General features: G+C 69.7%; 14 protein-coding genes and 1 pseudogene. 10 read left to right on the plus strand and 5 right to left on the minus strand.

The features are described from left to right. Window positions 1–154: 154 nt before the first annotated feature. Window positions 155–391: a hypothetical protein gene (locus FV227_RS04470; RefSeq protein WP_147725668.1), complete on the minus strand. Its 237-nt coding sequence runs from the start codon at window positions 389–391 to the stop codon at window positions 155–157. Window positions 392–498: 107 nt separating this feature from the next. Here FV227_RS04470 and FV227_RS04475 point away from each other — a divergent pair, with 107 nt between their 5' ends. Continuing rightward, window positions 499–1143, plus strand: coding sequence for a DUF47 domain-containing protein (locus FV227_RS04475; RefSeq protein WP_147725667.1), 645 nt, complete (start codon window positions 499–501; stop codon window positions 1141–1143). A 2-nt stretch (window positions 1144–1145) separates the two neighbouring features. Continuing rightward, a complete protein-coding gene (locus tag FV227_RS04480) occupies window positions 1146–2153 on the plus strand; it encodes an inorganic phosphate transporter (protein WP_147725666.1) in 1008 nt (335 codons plus the stop codon). A 160-nt stretch (window positions 2154–2313) separates the two neighbouring features. On the opposite strand, the gene FV227_RS04485 is transcribed toward FV227_RS04480, so the two are convergent. After that, complete coding sequence (locus FV227_RS04485; protein WP_187274678.1) at window positions 2314–7425, minus strand: SdrD B-like domain-containing protein; 5112 nt, start codon at window positions 7423–7425, stop codon at window positions 2314–2316. A gap of 1029 nt (window positions 7426–8454) precedes the next feature. Between FV227_RS04485 and FV227_RS04490 the strand changes: the two are divergent. Continuing rightward, window positions 8455–8736: pseudogene (locus tag FV227_RS04490) on the plus strand (transposase); the annotation flags it as partial. Window positions 8737–8926: 190 nt separating this feature from the next. Here the strand turns inward: FV227_RS04490 and FV227_RS29660 are convergent. Both FV227_RS29660 and FV227_RS29665 read right to left on the minus strand, forming a co-directional pair. Next, entirely contained in the window at window positions 8927–9454 is a 528-nt protein-coding gene (locus tag FV227_RS29660) for a pyridoxal-phosphate dependent enzyme (RefSeq protein ID WP_348643780.1), read from the minus strand. 217 nt (window positions 9455–9671) lie between these two features. Then, window positions 9672–10235, minus strand: coding sequence for a pyridoxal-phosphate dependent enzyme (locus tag FV227_RS29665; RefSeq protein ID WP_246686391.1), 564 nt, complete (start codon window positions 10233–10235; stop codon window positions 9672–9674). 343 nt (window positions 10236–10578) lie between these two features. Here FV227_RS29665 and FV227_RS04500 point away from each other — a divergent pair, with 343 nt between their 5' ends. Further along, on the plus strand, window positions 10579–11589 hold the full coding sequence (locus FV227_RS04500; protein WP_147728259.1) for a 1-aminocyclopropane-1-carboxylate deaminase: 1011 nt from the start codon (window positions 10579–10581) through the stop codon (window positions 11587–11589). A gap of 30 nt (window positions 11590–11619) precedes the next feature. On the opposite strand, the gene FV227_RS04505 is transcribed toward FV227_RS04500, so the two are convergent. Further along, complete coding sequence (locus FV227_RS04505; RefSeq protein ID WP_147728260.1) at window positions 11620–12528, minus strand: LysR family transcriptional regulator; 909 nt, start codon at window positions 12526–12528, stop codon at window positions 11620–11622. Between the two features lie 156 nt (window positions 12529–12684). On the opposite strand from FV227_RS04505, the gene FV227_RS04510 reads away from it, so the two are divergent. From FV227_RS04510 to FV227_RS04535, 6 genes are all read left to right on the plus strand, one after another. After that, a complete protein-coding gene (locus tag FV227_RS04510; protein ID WP_147858401.1) occupies window positions 12685–14226 on the plus strand; it encodes an ABC transporter substrate-binding protein in 1542 nt (513 codons plus the stop codon). Window positions 14227–14277: 51 nt separating this feature from the next. Next, the gene (locus FV227_RS04515) at window positions 14278–15192 is read left to right on the plus strand and encodes an ABC transporter permease (RefSeq protein ID WP_147728262.1); all 915 of its coding nucleotides are present in this window, start codon (window positions 14278–14280) and stop codon (window positions 15190–15192) included. Next, complete coding sequence (locus FV227_RS04520; protein ID WP_147858402.1) at window positions 15189–16142, plus strand: ABC transporter permease; 954 nt, start codon at window positions 15189–15191, stop codon at window positions 16140–16142. Before FV227_RS04515 ends, FV227_RS04520 begins: the two co-directional genes overlap by 4 nt. Window positions 16143–16192: 50 nt before the next feature. Continuing rightward, complete coding sequence (locus FV227_RS04525) at window positions 16193–17614, plus strand: M20 family metallopeptidase (RefSeq protein ID WP_147858403.1); 1422 nt, start codon at window positions 16193–16195, stop codon at window positions 17612–17614. A gap of 2 nt (window positions 17615–17616) precedes the next feature. Beyond that, window positions 17617–19227: an ABC transporter ATP-binding protein gene (locus FV227_RS04530; protein ID WP_147728641.1), complete on the plus strand. Its 1611-nt coding sequence runs from the start codon at window positions 17617–17619 to the stop codon at window positions 19225–19227. Between the two features lie 713 nt (window positions 19228–19940). Then, the coding region (locus tag FV227_RS04535; RefSeq protein WP_147728640.1) for a PAS domain-containing protein at window positions 19941–20175 on the plus strand (235 nt) is incomplete at its 3' end.

Consider the following 20175-nt stretch of genomic DNA (forward strand, 5'->3'; position numbering starts at 1 on the left):
CGCCCTCGCGTCCGACGTCGGCGCCGAGGGCGCATGGATGGGCCGAACCGGATCGGGCTGCCGCGGCGACCACCGTGCGGGCCCGATCCGATGCCGTCCCCGGGATCCGACGATCCCGGCCGGGCGCCGTCGCGGCGATGCGCGGGCTCGCCGTTCAGATCGCGCGCATCTCGCCCGCCGACAGCCGGATCGCCTTCGCCATGCGGCTCGACAGCGACCCGACCACGACGACCTCGTCGCTCCCGTCGGCCTGCGCGCGCACGATCTCCAACGCCTCGTCCGGGCGTCGCGCCATCACCGCGTAGACCGAAGCCGGCACCGTGCTTGTGGCCGCGTCCGCGGTCACCGCGACGAGGAAGGTGGTGTAGCGCCGTCCGATACGCTTCGGCATGATCGGTCGAGCCTTTCACGCGCCCGCCCTCGCGCCGAGCCGCAAAGCGTGCCACGAGGGACCGGAAGCGGCGCGTCGACGGTCGGGCGCCGAGGGGTATCGCCGCGATGCTGGGATGGTTCCGGGCGCTGATGCCGCGCGAGGATCGGTTCTTCGATCTGTTCGCGCGCCACGCCGAGACGTTGGTCGCCGGAGCCGACGCCCTTCACGGCCTGCTCCAGGGCGGCGATGCCGTGCCGGAGTTCGGCCGCACGATCGTGGCGCGCGAGGCGGAGGCCGACGCGATCACCGGCGAGGTGCTGCTCGCGGTGCGCCGCAGCTTCATCACCCCGTTCGACCGCGGCGACATCAAGGACCTGATCCAGTCGATGGACGACGCCATCGACCAGATGCAGAAGACCGTGAAGACCATCGAGCTTTACGAGATCCGCACCTTCGAGCCGCTGATGCGCGAGATGGGCGACACGGTGGTGCAGGCGGCCCGCCTCACCGCCGAGGCCGTCCCGCTGCTGAGCGCGATCGGCACCCACGCCACGCGGCTCTCCGCCCTCACCGAGGAGATCACCCGCGTCGAGGGCCGCTCCGACGAGCTGCACGACCAGGGCCTCAAGGCGCTGTACCAGGCCCACGGCCACACCGACCCGATGCGCTACCTGATCGGACGCGAGATCTACGGCAGCCTCGAGAGCGTGGTCGACCGGTTCGAGGACGTCGCCAACGAGATCAGCGGCATCGTCATCGAGAACGTCTGAGGATGACGATCACCGCGCTCGCGCTGCCCTGGCTCGTCGGACTGATCGCCGTCGCGCTGGTCTTCGACTTCCTCAACGGCCTGCACGATGCGGCCAACTCGATCGCCACCATCGTCTCGACGCGGGTGCTGCGGCCGCGCTACGCCGTGATCTGGGCGGCGTTCTTCAACTTCATCGCTTTCCTGTTCTTCGGCCTCCACGTGGCGCAGACGCTCGGGACCGGCATCGTCGACGCCAGCATCGTCGACGCGCCGGTGATCTTCGCCGCGCTGATCGGCGCGATCGCCTGGAACGTCGCCACCTGGGTGCTCGGCATCCCGTCGAGCTCCTCGCACGCCCTCGTCGGCGGGCTCGTCGGCGCGGGCCTCGCCAAGGCCGGGCCGCCGGTGATCGTGTGGGCCGGCCTCGGCAAGACCATCGCCGCGATCGTGCTGTCGCCGCTGCTCGGCTTCCTGCTGGCGCTGCTGCTGGTGCTCGCCGTCTCCTGGAGCTTCGTGCGCGCGACGCCGTTCGCAGTCGACCGCACATTCCGGGTGATGCAGTTCCTCTCCGCCTCGCTCTACTCCCTCGGGCACGGCGGCAACGACGCCCAGAAGACCATGGGCATCATCGCGGTGCTGCTCTACTCGCAGGGGCTGCTCGGATCCGAGTTCTACATCCCGCTCTGGGTCGTGCTCGCCTGCCAGGGCGCGATGGCGCTCGGGACGCTGCTCGGCGGCTGGCGCATCGTCCATACCATGGGCTCGCGCATCACCCGCCTGAACCCGATGCAGGGGTTCTGCGCCGAGACCGGCGGGGCGATCACGCTGTTTGCCGCGACCTGGCTCGGCGTGCCGGTCTCGACCACCCACACCATCACCGGAGCCATCGTCGGCGTCGGTGCCGCCCGCCGCACCTCGGCGGTGCGCTGGGGCGTGGCCGGCAACATCGTCATCGCCTGGGTGCTGACGATGCCCGCCGCCGCGCTGATCGCGGCGGGGTGCTACGCGCTCGTCGGGCTGTTCGCCTGACCCGCCGTCGGGGTCGCCGCGCAAGCCTGCCCCGATTCGCACATTGCGGCTGACGGAGAGCACCCTGGCCCCGGTGCACGCTTTCGCGCCGAGCCGGTTTCTTCGCCGGCCGGAGAGCGCCGGTGCGTCCCGTCGAGGCGGCGCACCGGCGCGGCGCGCTTCAGGCGAGATGGCGCCCTTCCGCCATGCCGAACTGCAGGTAGTGGTGGAGCGGATCCATGCCGAGAGCCGCCACGTCCGAGTTCGCGGCGAGGTAGGCGTCGGTGTGGAAGGCCGTGCTCGGGTCGCGTCCCGCGAACCAGCCGGTCTGCTCGTAGTGCAGCAGCGGATTGGTCCCGGAGGCGGCGACGTCGGGGTTGGCGGCGAGGTAGCCGTCGGTCGAGAAGTAGGCGTTCGGGTCGCGGCCCTGATGCGCGCCGGTGGTGAGGTAGTGCGTGAAGGCGAACGAATCCGCCGACCCGCTCTGCGACCGTGCGGCGGCCGCCACGTCGAGGTTGTGGGCGAGATAGTAGGTCGCGTCGAAGTCGCCGTAGAGATGGTCGCCCGTGCCGTTGGCGATGGTCAGCCCGGGGAACGCGGCGCGGCCCTCCGCCTGTCCGGTCGCGAGGTAGTGCTTGAGCGGATCAATCTTCGCGGCGGCCACGTCCGGGTTCGCGGCCAGGTAGGCCTCGGCCGAGAAGTCCGCGCCGGGGCTGCGACCGTCCAGCCACCCGCGCACGTCGTAGTGCGTCAGCGGGTTCACGCCGGCGGGACCGAGCTTCGGATTGGCCGCCAGGTAGGCGTTGGTCGAGAAGGAGGCGTTCGGGTCGCGGCCCTCGTGCCATCCGTACTGCGCGTAATGCGTGTCCGGATCGATGTGGGCGCGCCAGACGTCAAGGTTGTTCGCGTCGTAGTACAGGTCGTCGACCAGGGGCGACCCGTCCTTCTCCCGCACGGTCCCGTCGGTGAAGGCGATGGTGGCGACGCCGGTCAGGTCGGTGACGATGCCGTTCGGCGTCGTCATCAGGGCGTGACCGTCGCGGAAGTCGAAGTGCGCCTCGGTCAGCGCGAAGCCGAAGCTCAGCGACGACGGGATCGCCGCCTTGGCGACGTTCAGCGTCAGCGTGGTCTGGCCGGTGTTGCCGGCCGCATCCGCCACCGTCTCGGTGTACACCGCGTGGCCGACCTTCGTCGGCTGGTAGCTGTAGCTGCCGTCGGCCGAGACGGTGAGCGTGCCGCTCGGGTCGAAGGCCTGGACCGTGCCCGAGGCCGAAACGGCGTGGGACGGCCCGTTGCCGAACTGCACCGCCACCAGGTGGAGCCCAGCTGCGCCGGTGTCGTTGGCCAGCACGTTGCCGGCGAGCGCCGCCGCGAAGCCGGTGCCGGAGGCGGTGTCGGCTTTCAGGGTCGGAGCGACGTGATCCAGCACGAAGCCGAGGGACCCGGCGACGGAGGCGTTGCCGGCGGCATCGGTCTGCACGACGGAGACGGTGTGGGCGCCGTCCTTGAGCGTGCTCGGGTTGTAGGCGGCGACCGCGCTGCCGTCGACGACGTAGCTCAGCTTGCCGCCGGCCTCGGCCGGCGTGACCTTGAGGGTCGCGTCGGCGGTGATCCGATCGGTCGAGGAGAAGCCGGTATCGTGGGCGAGCGCGATCGTCGGCGCAACCGGCGCGGTGTGGTCGAGGGTGAAGCCGACCGTGCGGGCGGCGGAGACGTTTCCGGCGGCGTCCGACTGGGTCACCGAGACCGTATGGGCGCCGTCCTTCAGCGCGCTCGGGTCGTAGGCCGCGACCGCGCTGCCGTCGACGACGTAGCTCAGCTTTCCGCCTGTCTCCGTTGCCTTCACGGTGAGCGATGCGTCCGAGGTGATCCGGTCGCTCGCCGACGCGCCGGTGTCGTGGGCGAGCGCGAGCCCGGGCGTGCCCGGCGCGGCACGGTCCAGGACGAGGCCGACACGTGCGGAGCCCGCCGCGACGCCGAGATAAGTTTCCGTCGCCGTCAACGTGTGGACGCCGTCGGCGAGCCCGGCCGGGGCGATGGTGTATTGCCCGTTCGCATCGGCGGTCGCGCGGCCGACCGTGCGGCCGGCTTCGTCGACCAACGTCACCGTCGCGCCCGCATTGGTGACGCCGCTGACCGTGGCGTTCGCCGTGATGCCGTCGATCGCCGACGTGCCGGTGTCCTGTGCCAGCGCCGTCGTGATGCCGGGCGCCTTGATCACCACCGAGGTCGTGCTGTCGGTGGCGGCGGTCGGGTAGGCGTTCGAGATCGCCTGCAGGGTGAAGGCCGTCGTGCCGGGCTGGCCGACCGTGGGCGCGAAGGTGAGCGCGTGCAGGGCCGCGGTGATGGTCGCGGCCGAGCCGGACAGGATGTAGGCGCCGTCGTTGGTGGCGACGAGCCCGGCGCCGGACAGCGTGCCGCCGGCCCCGGTCATGGTGATCCGCAGGGTGTCGGTGGCGCCGAGGTTGGAGTCGGCGAGGGTCGTCGTCGCGAACGGGCTCATCGCGGCCTGCGCGGTGGTCTGGTTGGCGACCGTGCCGGTGATCGCCGGGCCCCCGGCGGCGACGTAGCCGATCGGCAGGCCGTGCGGATCGACGGAGAGCGGCAGCCCGTTGTTGTCGTAGATCGCGTTGCCGTTGCCCGGGCCGTTGTTCTGCTGCAGGCGCAGGCTGCCCCAGCTGTAGAACAGCCGCTCGCCGGCCGGCACCGCGGTGTCGAAGGTCAGCAGCAGGTGGTTGGCGTCGACGATCTGGGCGGCGGTGCCGTTGGCCTCCGCGGTCGCGTCGTCGTAGCCCGCGCGAACGGACCAACCGGTGCCCGAGGCGGCCACGCCGTCGAGCCCCTGCAGGCTCGCGGCCTGATCGAAGGCCAGGGTGACGAGGAGCTGGTTGGCGTGCCCGGCCACCGCCGAGACCTGGGTGACCTGCGGCCCGAGATTGTCGATGTTGCCGTTGGCCAGGCTGATCGGCGAGCCCGGCATCGCCGATGCCGCGAACTGCTGGGCCAGGCCGAGGGCGGCGCGGCCGTAGAGCGCCTGCTGGTCCTGCGTATTGAGGTGGAACCCGCCGTTGGCGCCGTCGTGATCCATGGTCACGTCGCTGCTCTGCAGCGTGACCACCTTCGCGTTGAACGCCGCGTCGGCGCTGAGCTCGGCCTGCCCGACCGCGATCGCCTGATTCTGCAGGGGCTGCTGCGGCGCGCCGGCGGCGAAGGGGATCGGCGAGACGAACAGGTAGGGCGCGTCGTTGGCGCTCAGCCCGAGGACGGCGCGGGCGAGGCCGGCCTCGTAGCGCATGGCGCTCATCCAGCGGTCGGCCGTAAGCCCGGTGGTGAAGTTGCTGTCCCACTCGTTGTGGAGCATCACGATCGCGGTCGGCGCGCCGCGGTCGGTGGCCGGCAGCTGGTTGATCGCGCTGAGATAGCCGCGCTCGAGATAGGTCGAGGACCAGTCGGTTCCGTTGGGATGGAGCCAGTCGGCCGTCAGCGAGGTTCCGCCGATCTCGGTGTCGGCTTTGTTCGGATCGTTGCTCGTCGCGACGACGTTCACGCGCTGGTTGATGCCGTCGAAGCCGAGCAGCTTCTGGATCTCCTGGCGCATCACCTCGATCTGCCCCTCGACCGTGGGGTAGTAGGTGTTGGATTGGCCGCGCACGACGACGTTAATGACCTTGCTGACCGTGGGCGGAACCACGGTGGCCGGCGGGATGGCCGCGACGACGGCGAGGTCGACATGGTCCAGGGCCTGGCCCGGGACGAGCGCCAGGCCCGAGACGCCGCGGGCGTCCTCGCTGGCGAAGCCGGCGGGCGGGCTGACGACGACGCGGTAGTTCTGCCCGGCATAGGGGTCCGGCAGGGTGTAGTGGCCGTTCGGATCGGCGGTCAGGGTCGCGACGACGTAGCCGCCGCCGTCCATCACCGCGACGTGCGCGCCGGCGACGCCGGCCTCGCCGGCATCGAAGCGCCCGTTGCCGTTGGCGTCGGCGAACACGGTGCCCGATAGGCCGGCCGCGACCTTCGCAGCTCCGGTGACGAGGGTGTGCTCGTAGTTGACGGCGGTGCCGTTCACGACCGTCCGCGAGACGCTCGCGAGCGCGTCGACGACGGCGTTCCCGAGACCGGGATCGAACGTGACCGTGTATTGCCCGCCGCCCAGGCCGAGAAAGGCCCAGGCGCCGTTCGGGCCCGTCGTCGTGGTCTGGATCGCGTGCCCGCTCGCGTCGTACAGCGTGACGACGGCGCCGGTCTGTCCGCCGTCGCTGGTGTCGATCCGCCCGTTGCCGTTGGAATCCGCGTAGACGATGCCGTTGATGCTGCCCGCGGGGGCCAGGTTGAACCCCTGGCTCACGAGGGTCGGCGCGCCGTGATCGACGGAGACGGCCTGCCAGTTGAAGCCGTCGGCGGTGGTGATGCCCTGGTCGCCGTGGAAGCCGCCACTGGTGTGGTACCGCAGCGCGTAGGTTCCGTCGGCGAGGTTGGCGAAGACGAAGTTGCCGTTCGCGTCGGTGGCGGTGCTGCCGTAGAGGACCGTTCCGGCCGCATTATAGAGGTCGATCGGGAAGCCGGCGCCGAGGCTGTACTCGCCGGCTTGCTGGCTGCCGTCGGCATCCGTGTCGAAGAAGGTGTGGCCGCCGACGCTGCCGCTGCCGGCGGACGGCGCGAGCGTCGGCGCGGCCGCCAGGACGAAGCTGTTGCCGTCGGACCCCGAGGCGACCGAGGTCGCGACCGCCTTGTAGGCGCTTCCGACAACGGTCTGACCCGGCGGGTTGACCACCTTCACGGTGTAGGCGCCGGCGAGCCCCGAGAAGCCGTAATGGCCGTCGGCGTCGGTGCTCGTGCTTCCGACGAGGTTCCCGACGCCGTCGAAGGCGCGGACGATGACGCCACCCTGGCCCTCGCCTGCCGTCACCTGCCCGTCGCCATCGCGGTCGGTCCCGACCGTGCCGCCGATCGTGCCGCCGGCGCCGACGTGGAAGCCCTGGTCGACCGTGGTGGTGGCGCCGCGGCCGACAGTGACGTTGGTGATCCAGCTGGCGCCGTCCGCGGTCATCGTGGCCTGGTCGCCCCGGAAGCCGCCGCCGCTGCCGAAGCGGATCGCGTAGGTGCCGTCGGGGCGCTGGCCGAAATCGTAGTTGCCGTCGGCGTCGGTCAAGGTCGTCGCGATCAGGGTCCTGCCGTCCGCGCTGTACAGGCCGACCGGGAACCCGCTGAACAGGTTGCCCTCACCGTATTCCTGCGTGCCGTTGCCGTTCGTGTCGAAGAACGTGTGCCCCTTGAGGCTGCCATAGACGGCCATGATGCTTTCTCCCCAGTCTGATTGTCGTTGTTGATTGTCTTGAGGCAGGTGCCGTGCGGGCATCCGCCGCGATCGCGGCGACGCTTGCAGCGAGGCGCGCCAGCAACGCGCGCCGCGCTGACCGCTTCAGCCTTCGAACGACGCGCGATGCATCGGCGCGGACGATTTTTTCGCGAATGAGATCAGGCTAGGTCGCGTGAGAGGAGGATGATCCTCGGTCGCACGGATGGCCGATCGCATCGGGCCGGATGCGGCGGCGCGTCCCACGAAAGGCGTGCACCACCCGCAACGCGACGCGTCGCCTGGTCGACAGTCTCGGCCAGGGGCAACATCTCTTGGTTGCACAGGATGTTTTTCATTGGTCTCGACATCGATCGGCCCGCCTCCCAGACGAACCCGACGCAGGGGGACATGGTCTCGCTGCATCGAGGGCAGCTTTTGAAGCTGCTTTTTTTCATGCGTATTAAGAACTATTAGCCATATACGGCCGGGCAATGACCGACCTAGGAAATATATCAACACGCCCCCGCATTTGTAACGCGGCCGAGGTCGGCGTTGGCGGTGTGTCGACGTCGAATGCACCGACGCTGAGCTGCCGCGGCCCGGACGATCACACGCTGCCGACGGCGCTCTCGCCGTCAAAAAGATCATTTTATGACAACGATATAGCGCTGAACAACGTGTCGATGATGACCGCTGCCCGAACCTTCCTCGGCCCGTCGCCGCCGCCGAGCCAGTGCCGCTCGAATGGACCCATGAAGCTGCCGGCCAGTGGACGCGGAACGAGTCGTCGGGGACCCGAGTCCTTAATACCCTCAGATTGCATCACGAATAGGAATACCCACCGACGGTGATGCTGTGCGCCCCGCGCGGATCTCTGATTCATCGTCGGCTGCGGAGGGCCGACGGACCGACCGACGTGCGGTGCCCAACGGAACGCCTCGCGGCGACCTCAACACCGTCGCGCGGTGAACGGCGGGGCCGGCGCCTAGGTGCAGTATCGGGCTTCTTCACCGAAGCGCGAGGAGCACGCCGGCCAAGGAGTGACGGGTGACGTGCTGGGGGGACGAGGCGGTCCTGAAAGCCGTGCAGCACCGGCTCGACGAGGATCGTCACGCGATGCGTACGCGTCGGCAGACGGTCGAGCAGGTGTTCGGGACGCTGAAAGGCTGGATGGGGGCGACCCACTTCCGGATGCACAGGCTAAAGAACGCCTCAACCGAGATGAGCCTGAAGGTCTTGGCCCACAATCTGAAGCGGGTGATGGCGATCCTCGGCACCGGACCGCTCCTCACCGCCTTGCGGGCGTGAGGGCACGCGGCGCATCGTGCGCCATCGCCGCCCCAATTCAACACAGCACACCGCGTTCCCACACTGCCTCGGTGGGGGCGGTCGGACCACGGTTGGCGATATTCTCACGAAAACGGACGAACGGCCGCCCTGGTACGTTATGACGTCTGCCGTATGGTGCCGGCGCCGCAGCCTATTGAACGACAGGCCTTCATTGGATTGAGCACTCAGCCTCCGCGGCTCGATTTCTGGCCGCTTGCGCGAGGGCGGCCTGGAACTCGGCCTCCGGCAGCAGCGCCCCGCCGGTGGTCCAGACGACGTGGGTGGCGTGGGCGACGTCCGGCAGGACGCCGCAAGCCGGTCCCACCGCCGCGAAGGCCGCCGCCGCCGACGGCTCGAGGCGCAAGCCCGCCCGGTCCCAGAGATCGCGCAGCCAGGCGAACAGGTCGGCGTCGCTCACCGTCACCACGGCCTCGACGAGGGCGACGACGGTGCCGGCCACCAGCATCGAGGCGGCGGCCACGGCCAGGCCGTCCGCCGCGGTCCGGTTGTCGAGGCCGATCTCGTAGACGCTCACCGACCGCGCCGAGCCTGCGGCGAGTTGCACGAGCATGCAGGGCGCGGCGACGGGCTCGACGAAGACGCAGCGCACGGCGTCGCCGTAGAGCAGCTTCAGGCCGAGGGTGACGCCGCCCGGGGCGCCGCCGACGCCGCAGGGGGAGGTAGACGCACAGGGGATGGGCCGCGTCCACGCTCACGCCCGCCGCCTCGAGCTGGCGTTGCAGGTCGAAGGCCGCCGCCGCGTAGCCGAGGAACAGGTCCTTCGAACTCTCGTCATCGACGAAGTGCGCGTCGGCGCGGCCTTCGAAGGCGACCCGCGCGACGGCGACGGCGCGGCCGTAATCGCCCGCATGCTCCACCACCCGGGCGCCGAGGTCGCGCAGGCGGCGCTTCTTTCACGCCTTGGCGTCGTGGGACATGTGCACCTCGACCTGGAAGCCGAGGGCGCGGGCGATCACCCCGACGCTGAACCCGAGGTTGCCGGTGCTTCCCACCGCGATCGTGTGGGCGCCGAAGGCCGCCCGGACATCCGGGTCGGCGAGGCGGGCATAGGAGGGCGCGCCCGACAGCCAGCCCGCCGCGAGGCCGAGCCGCTCGGCCTCGACCAGCACCTCGTAGACGCCGCCCCGCGCCTTGATGCAGCCGGTGATCGGGAGGTCGTGATCGGCCTTCACCCAAGCCGAGGCCCCCGGGCGTCCCGACACCAGGGCGGCCAAGTCGGCGGAGAGCGGCAGGAGAGCCGAATCGATCCGGCCGGTCGCCAGTTCGGGAAACAGCCGGGCGAGGAGCGGATCGAAGCGGCGCCAGCGCGCCTCGGCCGCCGCGACGTCCGCGAGGCCGAAGGCCAGGCCCGGCAGGATCTCGGCGGCTCGGCCCAGGCGCGGGTTGCGCCAGACCGTGGGTTTGGCATCCCGCACGGCATTGGGGAGATCGAGCGGGGGCGTGCAGGCGGCGCTCATACGGGCGGTGTCCTGTGACGGAAATCGGCTCGGATCGCCCGGGCCGGCGTGCCGAGCCGGCCGGGGACGAATCGGCGGCCGGGCGGCTGGCCTCGTCCACCGGGCCCGGACGGCATCGCCCATGCGGCCGCCCATCATAAAGCCGTCGGCGAAGCTCCCGGCTCGTTCGCCCTCGCCGAGCGCTTATGAACGATCCTTCCATTCCAATGGGTGATGGCGCAACGATCTTTCGGCTAAGACCGCCGGTCGTCTCATCGCAATAGGAAACAACGGCGCATTTCGAGAGCACCTTCCGCACCGACTTTGCTAGCTTTTTCGGGCTGACCAACAAAGGACGTCGCCCATGCTGTCGAAGTTCGAGCGTTATCCCCTGACCTTCGGCCCGAGCCCGATCGAGCACCTGCCGCGGCTAACGGCCCATCTCGGCGGCGACGTGCTGATCTACGCCAAGCGCGAGGATTGCAATTCGGGCCTCGCCTACGGCGGCAACAAGCTGCGCAAGCTCGAGTACATCGTGCCCGACGCCATCGCGAGTGGGGCCGACACCCTGGTCTCGATCGGCGGCGTGCAGTCGAACCACACCCGCATGGTCGCGGCGGTCGCCGCCAAGATCGGCATGAAGTGCCGGCTGATCCAGGAGGCCTGGGTCCCGCACGAGGATGCCGTCTACGACCGGGTCGGCAACATCATGCTGTCCCGCATCATGGGCGCCGAGACGCAGCTCGTCGACGACGGCTTCGACATCGGCATCCGCGAGAGCTGGACCAGGGCCCTGGAGGACGTGAAGGCCAAGGGCGGCAAGCCCTACGCGATCCCCGCCGGCGCCTCGGTGCACAAGTTCGGCGGCCTCGGCTACATCGGCTTCGCCGAGGAGGTCCGCGCCCAGGAGGCTGAGATGGGCCTGCGTTTCGACTACATCGTGGTCTGCACCGTCACCGGCTCGACCCATGCCGGCATGGTGGTGGGCTTTGCCGCCGACGGGCGCGCCCGCAACGTCATCGGCATCGACGCGTCCTGCACGCCCGCCCAGACCAAAGCTCAGGTGCTGGAGATCGCAAAAAACACCGCCGCCCTCGTCGGCGCGCCGGCGATCGCAGAGGACGACATCGTGCTCAACGAGGACTACGCCTACCCGGTCTACGGCGTGCCCTCGAAGGAGACGGTGGACGCGATCCGCCTCTCGGCCCGGCTGGAGGGCATGATCACCGACCCCGTCTACGAGGGGAAGTCGATGCAGGGGATGATCGACCTCGTGCGGAACGGCTTCTTCCCCAAGGGCGCGAAGGTGCTCTACGCCCATCTGGGCGGCGCCCCGGCGCTCAACGGCTACAGCTACACCTTCCGAAACGGCTGAGCCGACTTGCGCCGGACCGGCCGACCGATGTCAGACGCCGCCGGGCTCCGTCGGCGGCAGCGCGGCGACGAGCCGGCGCAGGAAGGCCTGGACGGCGTGCGGCAGCTTGCGGTCGCGCATCACCTGGACCTGGATGCCCCGCATCAGGCTCATCCGCGCATGCACCGGGATGCAGACGAGCTCGCCGAGGCGCACCGGCGTCTGCACCGTGAGGGCCGACATCAGCGCGAGCCCCTTCGTCCGCCGGACGAAGGGCAGCAGGGCGGAAAGGATGTTGGCCGTGAGCGTCGGCTCGATGGTGATGCCCTCCGCGAGGCAGGCCGCGTCGAAAACCCGGCGAGCGGTGGTGTCGAGGGTCGGCACCGCGATCGGGTAGGCCTTCAGGTCCGCGAGCCGGATCGCGGGTCGGCGCGCCAGGGGATGATCGGGGGCACTGAGCGCCACCATCTCGACGGCGTTGTCGTAGGCGACCGCGACCAGGCTCGAGGGGGCGAGCGCGAAGGTGATGCCGATGTCGGCGTCGCCCGCCGCCACGACGTGCGTGACCTGGGCGGGGGGCAACATCTGCACCTCGAAGCGGATGCCCGGATGGGCGGCGTGGAACTCCGCGATCGCGTTGGGCAGCAGATCGAGGGCGAAGCCCTCCGAGGTGGCGACGCGGATGAAGCCGCGCGCGAGGCCCTGCAATTCCTGGATGTCAGCCGCGACCTGCTCGGCGCGCAGGAGGGTCTGGCGCGCGTGTTCCGCTAGCAGCTCCCCGGCCGGGCTCAGCACCATGCCGCGCGGGCGCCGCTCGAAGAGGACGCAGCCGAGTTCGCTCTCGAGGTTGGAGATCTGCCGGCTGATCGCCGATGCCGCGATGTTCAAGTGCGTCGACGCCGCGGCGATCGACCCGGTTCTGGCGACGGCCAAGAGGTAGCGGAGGCCCGAAATGTTCATGGAAACCTGTCGATTGCCGAAACGGCACGGCAGCAATCGCGAAATTCTACTTGTTGCGATGCCAATTGCACAACACCATGGCACGATGAAAAAAGCGGCATGCCGAGGCGGCCGGCACGAGGCCGACCGCGCGGACGGGCGAAAAGGACCGACATCATGGCGAGCGGGATCATGGCGAGACACGGCTCCACGGCACGCGCCGCGCTCACCCTGCTGATGCTGGCCGCCAGTGTCCCGGCCGTTGCCGGCAAGGCGAATGACACCCTAGTCTACGCCTCCGACACCGAGCCGGAAAACGTCAGCCCCTACCACAACAGCGCCCGCGAGGGCGTCATCCTGGCCCGCAACGTCTGGGACACCCTGATCTACCGCGACCCGAAGACCGGCACCTACCAGCCGATGCTGGCCACCTCTTGGCGGTGGGTCGATCCCGTCACCCTGGAACTGACCCTGCGTGAGGGCGTGACCTTCCACAACGGCGACGCCTTCGGCCCGGAAGACGTGGCCTTCACCTTCAACTACGTGCTGACGCCGGAAGCCCGCACGGTGACGAAGCAGAACGTCGACTGGATGAAGTCGACGGAGGTCGTCGACGCCCACACGGTCCGCATCCATTTGAAGGCGGCCTTCCCGGCGGCGCTCGAATACCTCGCCGGGCCGACCCCGATCTTCCCGGCGACCTATTTCAGGCGCGTCGGCCTCGACGGCTTCGCTAAGGCGCCGGTCGGCACCGGCCCCTACCGCATCACCGCGGTCGAGAACGGGCGCGGCGTCAAGATGGAGCGCTTCGCCAAGTATTGGCCCGGCAGCCCGATCGGCGCGGCCAAGATCGGCAAGCTCGAGTTCCGCGTCATCCCCGACGCCGACAGCCGCATGGCCGAGCTCGTCACCGGCGGCATCGACTGGATCTGGCGCGTGCCGAGCGATCAGGCCGACCAGCTGAAGGGCGCCCCCAACGTCTCGGTCCTCAGCGCCGAAACCATGCGGGTCGGCTTTCTGCAGTTCGACACTCTCGGCCGGGCCAAGGAGAACTCGCCCCTGAAGGATCCCCGCGTCCGGCAGGCGATCTCGTACGCCGTCGACCGCAAGGCCATGGTGGACAACCTCGTGCGCGGCGGGAGCCGGGTGATGAACGCGGCCTGCTTCATCGACCAGTTCGGCTGCACCGACGAGGGCGTGCCGCGTTACAGCTACGATCCGGCCAAGGCCAAGGCGCTCCTCAAGGAGGCGGGCTATCCGAACGGCTTCGAGATCGATCTCGGCGCCTACCGCGAGCGCGACTACGCCGAGGCCGTGATCGGCTACCTGCGCGCCGTCGGCATCATCGCCCGGCTGAACTACCTGCGCTACGCGGCGCTCCGCGACCTCATCCGCGGCGGCAAGGTCTCTATCGCCTTCCAGACCTGGGGGTCGTTCTCGGTCCTCGACGTCTCGGCCTTCACGGGCGTCTACTTCCGCGGCGGCGACGAGGATCTGACCAAGGACCCCGAGACTATCGCGGCTCTCCAAGCCGGGGACGGGGCGACCGACCCTGCGGTGCGGAAGGTCAAGTACGCCGAAGCGCTCAAGCGCATCGCCGGCCAGGCCTACGCCCTGCCGCTGTTCTCGTACTCGACGAACTACGCCTTCACGTCGGACCTGACCTTCACGGCGCAGCCCGACGAGCTGCCGCGCTTCTACGCGGCGCAATGGAAGTGACGGCCGGCGCCTGAAGCCGACCGACCGCCGACCGACCGAGGGAGCCGGACCATGCTGCGATTCATGATCCAACGAAGTCTGGTGGCCCTGGCGGTCGCCGTGACGGTGTCGGTGGCGAGCTTCATGCTGCTGCACATGTCCGGGGACCTGGCCACCGCGATCGCGGGGCCGGAGGCGACCTCCGTCCAGGTCGAGGCGATCCGGGTCCAGTACGGGCTCGACCAGCCCCTTCTGGCTCAGTTCGCCGCCTGGGCGGGCCGGGCGATCCGGCTCGATTTCGGCAACTCGTTCTACTTCCGCGAGAGCGTGATCGACCTGCTCGCTGCCCGCCTGCCGATCACCCTGTTCCTCGGCGTGGTGGCCCTGGCCGTGGCGCTCTTCGTGGCCATCCCCCTCGGGGTGCTCGCCGCGGTCCGGCGCGACACCTGGATCGACCGGGCCGCCCTCTCGGTCTCGGTGCTGGGCCAGGCCATGCCGAGCTTCTGGTTCGGCCTGACCCTGATCATGATCTTTTCGGTGAACCTGCGCTGGCTGCCGGTCTCCGGCAACACGACCTGGAAGCACTTCGTGCTGCCGGCGATCGCGCTCGGTTACTACGCCATGCCGGCGGTGATGCGGCTGACCCGCAACGGCATGCTCGAAGTGCTGGCCTCGGACTATGTCAGGACCGCCCGCGCCAAAGGTCTGCCGCCGCGAAAGATCCTGATCCGGCATGCGCTGCGCAACGCCGTCATCCCGGTGATCGCGCTCGCCGCCGTCCAGTTCGGCTTCATGCTCGGCGGCTCGATCGTGATCGAGGCGGTGTTCTCGCTCCAGGGGCTCGGCCAGCTTGCCTGGGAATCCATCGCCCGCAACGACTTCCCGGTGGTGCAGGCGATCGTGCTGGTCCTGGCGATGATCTACATCGCCCTGACGCTGGCCGCCGACCTCCTGAACGCCTTCCTCGATCCCCGGCTGCGCCAATGACCCTCCAGCCATCCGCCTCCCCGCTCAGCGCCGGTTTGCCCGAGACGCCGGCGGCCCTCCCGGCCGACAGGCCGGCGGCGCTGCCCGCCGCCCGCTCGCCCACCGCCCTGGCGCTTCGGCGCGGTCTCCGCCACGGCGGCTTTGTGATCGGTGCCGGCATCCTCGGGACCATCCTGCTCTGCGCGCTCGCCGCCCCGCTGATCGCGCCCCACGATCCCTACGCCCAGGACGTCTCGCGGCGCCTGATCCCGCCGATCTGGCAGACGAAGGGCACGTGGGACCACGTGCTCGGCACCGACAAGCTCGGGCGCGACTACCTCAGCCGCCTGATCTACGGCAGCCAGATCTCCCTGCTGATCGGGATCGCGGCGGCCGCCATCTCGGGCGTGATCGGCACGACGCTCGGCATCTGCGCCGGCTATTTCGGCGGCCGGGTCGACGCGGTGGTGAGCTACGTCGTGACCACGCGGCTGGCCATGCCGGTGGTGCTGGTCGCGCTTGCCATGGCCTCCCTCGTCGGCGGCTCGCTGAAGGTGGTGGTGCTGGTGCTCGGCTTCCTGCTCTGGGACCGTTTCGCCGTGGTCACCCGCGCGGCGACCCGGCAGATCCGCGACCAGGATTTCATCGCCGCGGCCCGCGCCACGGGCTTCTCCCCGGCCCGCATCCTGTTCCAGGAGGTGCTGCCGAACATCCTCAACGCGCTCATCGTGGTGGCGACCCTGGAGATGGCGCACGCCATCCTGCTCGAGGCCGCCCTGTCCTTCCTCGGCCTCGGCGTGCAGCCGCCGCTGCCGTCCTGGGGCCTGATGATCGCCGAGGGGAAGCCGTACATGTTCTTCCAGCCCTGGGTGATCACCATCCCGGGCGTCGCGCTCCTGGTCCTCGTCCTGGCGATCAACCTGCTCGGCGACGGCATCCGCGACGTCACCGCCCCCGAGGGGCGGCGCTGAGCCCCCCTTGCCCCGCAAAAAACCCCACCGCACCGAGATCGAGTGAGCCCATGTCCCGACACGACGCGATCGCGCGCGCCGCGCGCCACTACGACGAGGGCGGCTTCCTCAGCGTGCTGCAGGACGCCGTCGCCCGCCCGACCGAGAGCCAGACCTCGGGGCAGCTGCCGAAGCTGAAGGCTTACCTCACCGACTTCCTGGTGCCGCGGATCGCGCCGCTCGGCTTCACCAGCCGCATCCTCGACAACCCGGACGGCGTCCACGGCCCGTTCCTCATCGCCGAGCGCCACGAGGGCGACGGGCTGCCCACGGTGCTGATCTACGGCCACGGCGACACCGTGCGGGGCTATCCCGAGCAGTGGCGCGACGGCCTCGACCCCTGGACCGTGACCATCGAGGGCGAGCGCTGGTACGGCCGCGGCACCGCCGACAACAAGGGCCAGCACATCCTCAACCTCGGCGCGCTGGCGGCGGTGATGGCGGCGCGCGACGGGCGCCTCGGCTTCAACACCAAGCTGCTGATCGAGATGGGCGAGGAAGCCGGCTCGCCGGGCCTGCGCGACCTCTGCCGCGCCGAGGCCGCGGCGCTCAAGGCCGACGTGCTCATCGCCTCGGACGGGCCCCGCGTCAGCGCCGAGCGGCCGACGGTCTTCCTGGGCTCGCGCGGCGGTTACACCTTCGAGATGGTGCTGGACCTGCGTGAGGGCAGCCACCATTCCGGTAACTGGGGCGGCCTGCTGCGCAACCCCGGCACGGTGCTGGCCAACGCCATCGCGACCCTCGTCGACGGACGCGGCAAAATCCTTCTCGACGCCCTTCGGCCACCGGGGCTCCCCGTCAACGTGCGGGCGGCGCTGGCCGACATCACTGTGGGCACCGATCCGACCGCGCCGAAGATCGACGCGGATTGGGGTGAGCCGGGACTGACCGCGGCCGAGCGCGTGTTCGGCTGGAACACCCTCGAGGTGCTGGCCTTCAAGACCGGCGACCCGGACGGACCGCTCAACGCCGTGCCGCCCACTGCCAAGGCCACGCTGCAGCTTCGCTTCGTCGTCGGCACCGACTGGGAAGGCATCCTGCCCGCTCTGCGCGCTCATCTCGACGCCCACGGCTACCCGATGGTCGAGGTCCGTGCCGCGCGCACGGAGGTGTTCCGCGCCACCCGGCTCCCCGTCGAGGACCCGTGGGTCGACTGGGCGCTAACCTCGATCGCCGAGAGCACGGGCAAGCGGCCGGCCCTGCTGCCGAACCTCGGCGGCTCGCTGCCCAACGACGCCTTTTCCGAGATCCTCGGCCTGCCGACCCTGTGGGTGCCGCATTCCTACCCGGCCTGCCTCCAGCACGGCCCCGACGAGCACTTGCTCGGGCCGCCCTCGCGAGAGGCCCTGATGCTGATGGCGGGCCTTTACTGGGACCTCGCCGCGACCGGGCCGGCGGTGCTCGCCCGGCGCGAAGCCCTCAAGGGAGCCTGAGCATGAGCGAGCCCGTCGTCCGTATCCGGAATCTCACCCTGGCGCTGCCGAAGGGCTCGGACCGTCCCCACGCGGTCGAGGACCTCTCCCTCGACCTGATGCCGGGCAAGATCCTCTGCGTCGTCGGCGAGTCGGGCTCGGGCAAGTCGATGAGCGCCTACGCGCTCACCGGCCTCCTGCCCCGCGCGCTGAAGCCGGTCGGCGGGGAGATCCTGTTCGAGGGGCGAGACCTGCTCACCCTGGACGAGCGCGGCTGGCGCAGCCTTCGCGGTCGCCGCATCGCCATGGTGTTTCAGGAACCGATGACGGCCCTCAACCCGGTCATGCGCATCGGCGACCAGATCGCCGAGATGTTCGAGGCGCACGCCCTCCTGACGCCGGCCGAGCGCAGGGCCCGGGCCGTCGCGCTCGCCACCGAGGTCGGCCTGCCCGATCCGGGGCAGATCGTGCGCGCCTACCCGCACCAGCTCTCCGGCGGCCAGCGCCAGCGCGCGATGATCGCCATGGCGCTCGCCCTCGAGCCCTCGATCCTCGTCGCCGACGAGCCGACCACGGCGCTCGACGTCACCACCCAGGCCCAGATCCTCCAGCTGATCCGCGACCTGCAGCGGCGGCGCGGCATGAGCGTCCTGTTCATCACCCACGATTTCGGCGTGGTGGCGGACATCGCCGACCATGTCGCCGTGCTCCAGCGCGGGCGACTGGTGGAGCAGGGCAGCGCCGAGACCGTCCTTCAGCATCCGCAGCACCCCTACACCCAGGCCCTGCTCGCGGCGGTGCCGAGCCTGGTGCCGCCGGCGCGCGCCTCCCGCGAGGCCGAGCCCCTCGCCCTCTCGGCCATCGGGCTGACCAAGACCTACGCCACGCGCGCCGGCCTGTTCGGCAAGCCGCGCGTGGTCGCGGCGGTCAAGGAGGTGGCCTTCGACGTCCGCCGCGGGGAGACCCTCGGCCTCGTCGGCGAATCCGGCTCCGGAAAGTCCACCACCGCGCGCCTCGCGATCCGGCTGATCGAGCCGGACCGGGGCACGGTGCGCCTCGGCAGCCTCGACTACACGGCGTTGGCGCCGCGCTCGCTGCGTGACGAGCGCCGGCGCATCCAGATGATCTTCCAGGACCCGTTCGCATCCCTGAACCCACGCCGCACCGTCGAGCAGATCATCACGGCAGGCCCGATCGCGCACGGCACGCCCCGGCGGGAGGCCCGCGCCCGGGCTCGCGAGCTCCTCGACCTCGTCGGCCTCTCGGCGAGCGCGGCCGAGCGTTACCCCAACGCCTTCTCCGGCGGCCAGCGCCAGCGCATCGGCATCGCCCGGGCGCTCGCCATGGAGCCCGACGTGCTCGTGGCCGACGAGGCGGTTTCGGCCCTCGACGTCTCGGTCCAGGCGCAGGTGCTCGACCTGCTGGAAGACCTCAAGCAGCGCCTGAACCTCGCGATGCTGTTCATCACCCACGACCTGCGCGTTGCCGCCAAGATCTGCGACCGCATCGCCGTGATGCATCGCGGTGCCATCGTGGAGATGCGGCCCACGGCCGACCTCTTCCAGCAGCCGGATCACGCCTACACCCGCTCGCTCCTCGCGGCGGTGCCGGGCCTCCAGCCTACCCGGCCCTGATAGCACGACGGTCTGCGAGACGGCCGAAGCTCCCAGACGACAGACTGACGGATGCTTTCGGTAAGCGCTAGCGGTGGTCCCGACGCCTGGGTCGGAGGCGGAACGTCCGCTTCGAAGCGAAGGACTCAGGTTGGCTGCCCACCCTATGCAGCGCCCTGTAACGTCCGCTTCCGGCCAGCTTGGTGCACGATGTCCTACGGCCGGAGTGGGCGGTTCCCAGTCGGTCCGCTCGCGGGCGGGAACTGGCCGAAGCGGACATCGCCACCGCGCCCGCTTACAACCCTTCTCAGACGCTCGGAAGGTCCGCTTTGTAGCAGCCTGATCGACGGCGATTTTAGGCCGGGTCGGATGGATTTCTGCCGTTCCGCTTCCGGGTGGGAGTTGGCGGCAGACGCTGTCGTGCGGCGGTCGGCTTGGCGCTCTCGATAGGGCGCCGGGGCGCTGATGTCTCAGGGGCGCAGAAGTCGACTGATGGAACGCAGCCAACTTGAAGTATGCAAGGGACGGGGTGGAAGAGCCCTATACGCTCGAAAGGGCAAATTCTACAAGGGCCCTTACCATACTTCGGGTGTTTCCGGGCGGTTTCTAGATTGTAAAAAATATCCCGCATATGCGACAAATAGGCAGTTTGATCGAGAAATTAATCTATAATTTACGGCAGAATTACAATTCAAGTCGAAGAGGTCGTAGACCCTCCGGTTGGGAGTCTGTTGGTGCGCTTGTTCGATAGCTCTTTCCGTGCGCTGTTCGAGGCCATCGACCGCTCGCGCGCCCGCATCGCGTTCGCCCCCGATGGCACGATCCTCGATGCCAATGCGAATTTCCTCGGCCTCGTTGGCTACACGCTGGCGGAACTGAAGGGCCAGAACCACCGCAAGCTCGTCACGCCGGCAGAGCGCGACGCGCCGGCCTATCACGCGTTCTGGGACGCATTGCGCAAAGGGGAGT

This window comes from Methylobacterium sp. WL119, assembly GCF_008039875.1.
Taxonomy (GTDB): domain Bacteria; phylum Pseudomonadota; class Alphaproteobacteria; order Rhizobiales; family Beijerinckiaceae; genus Methylobacterium.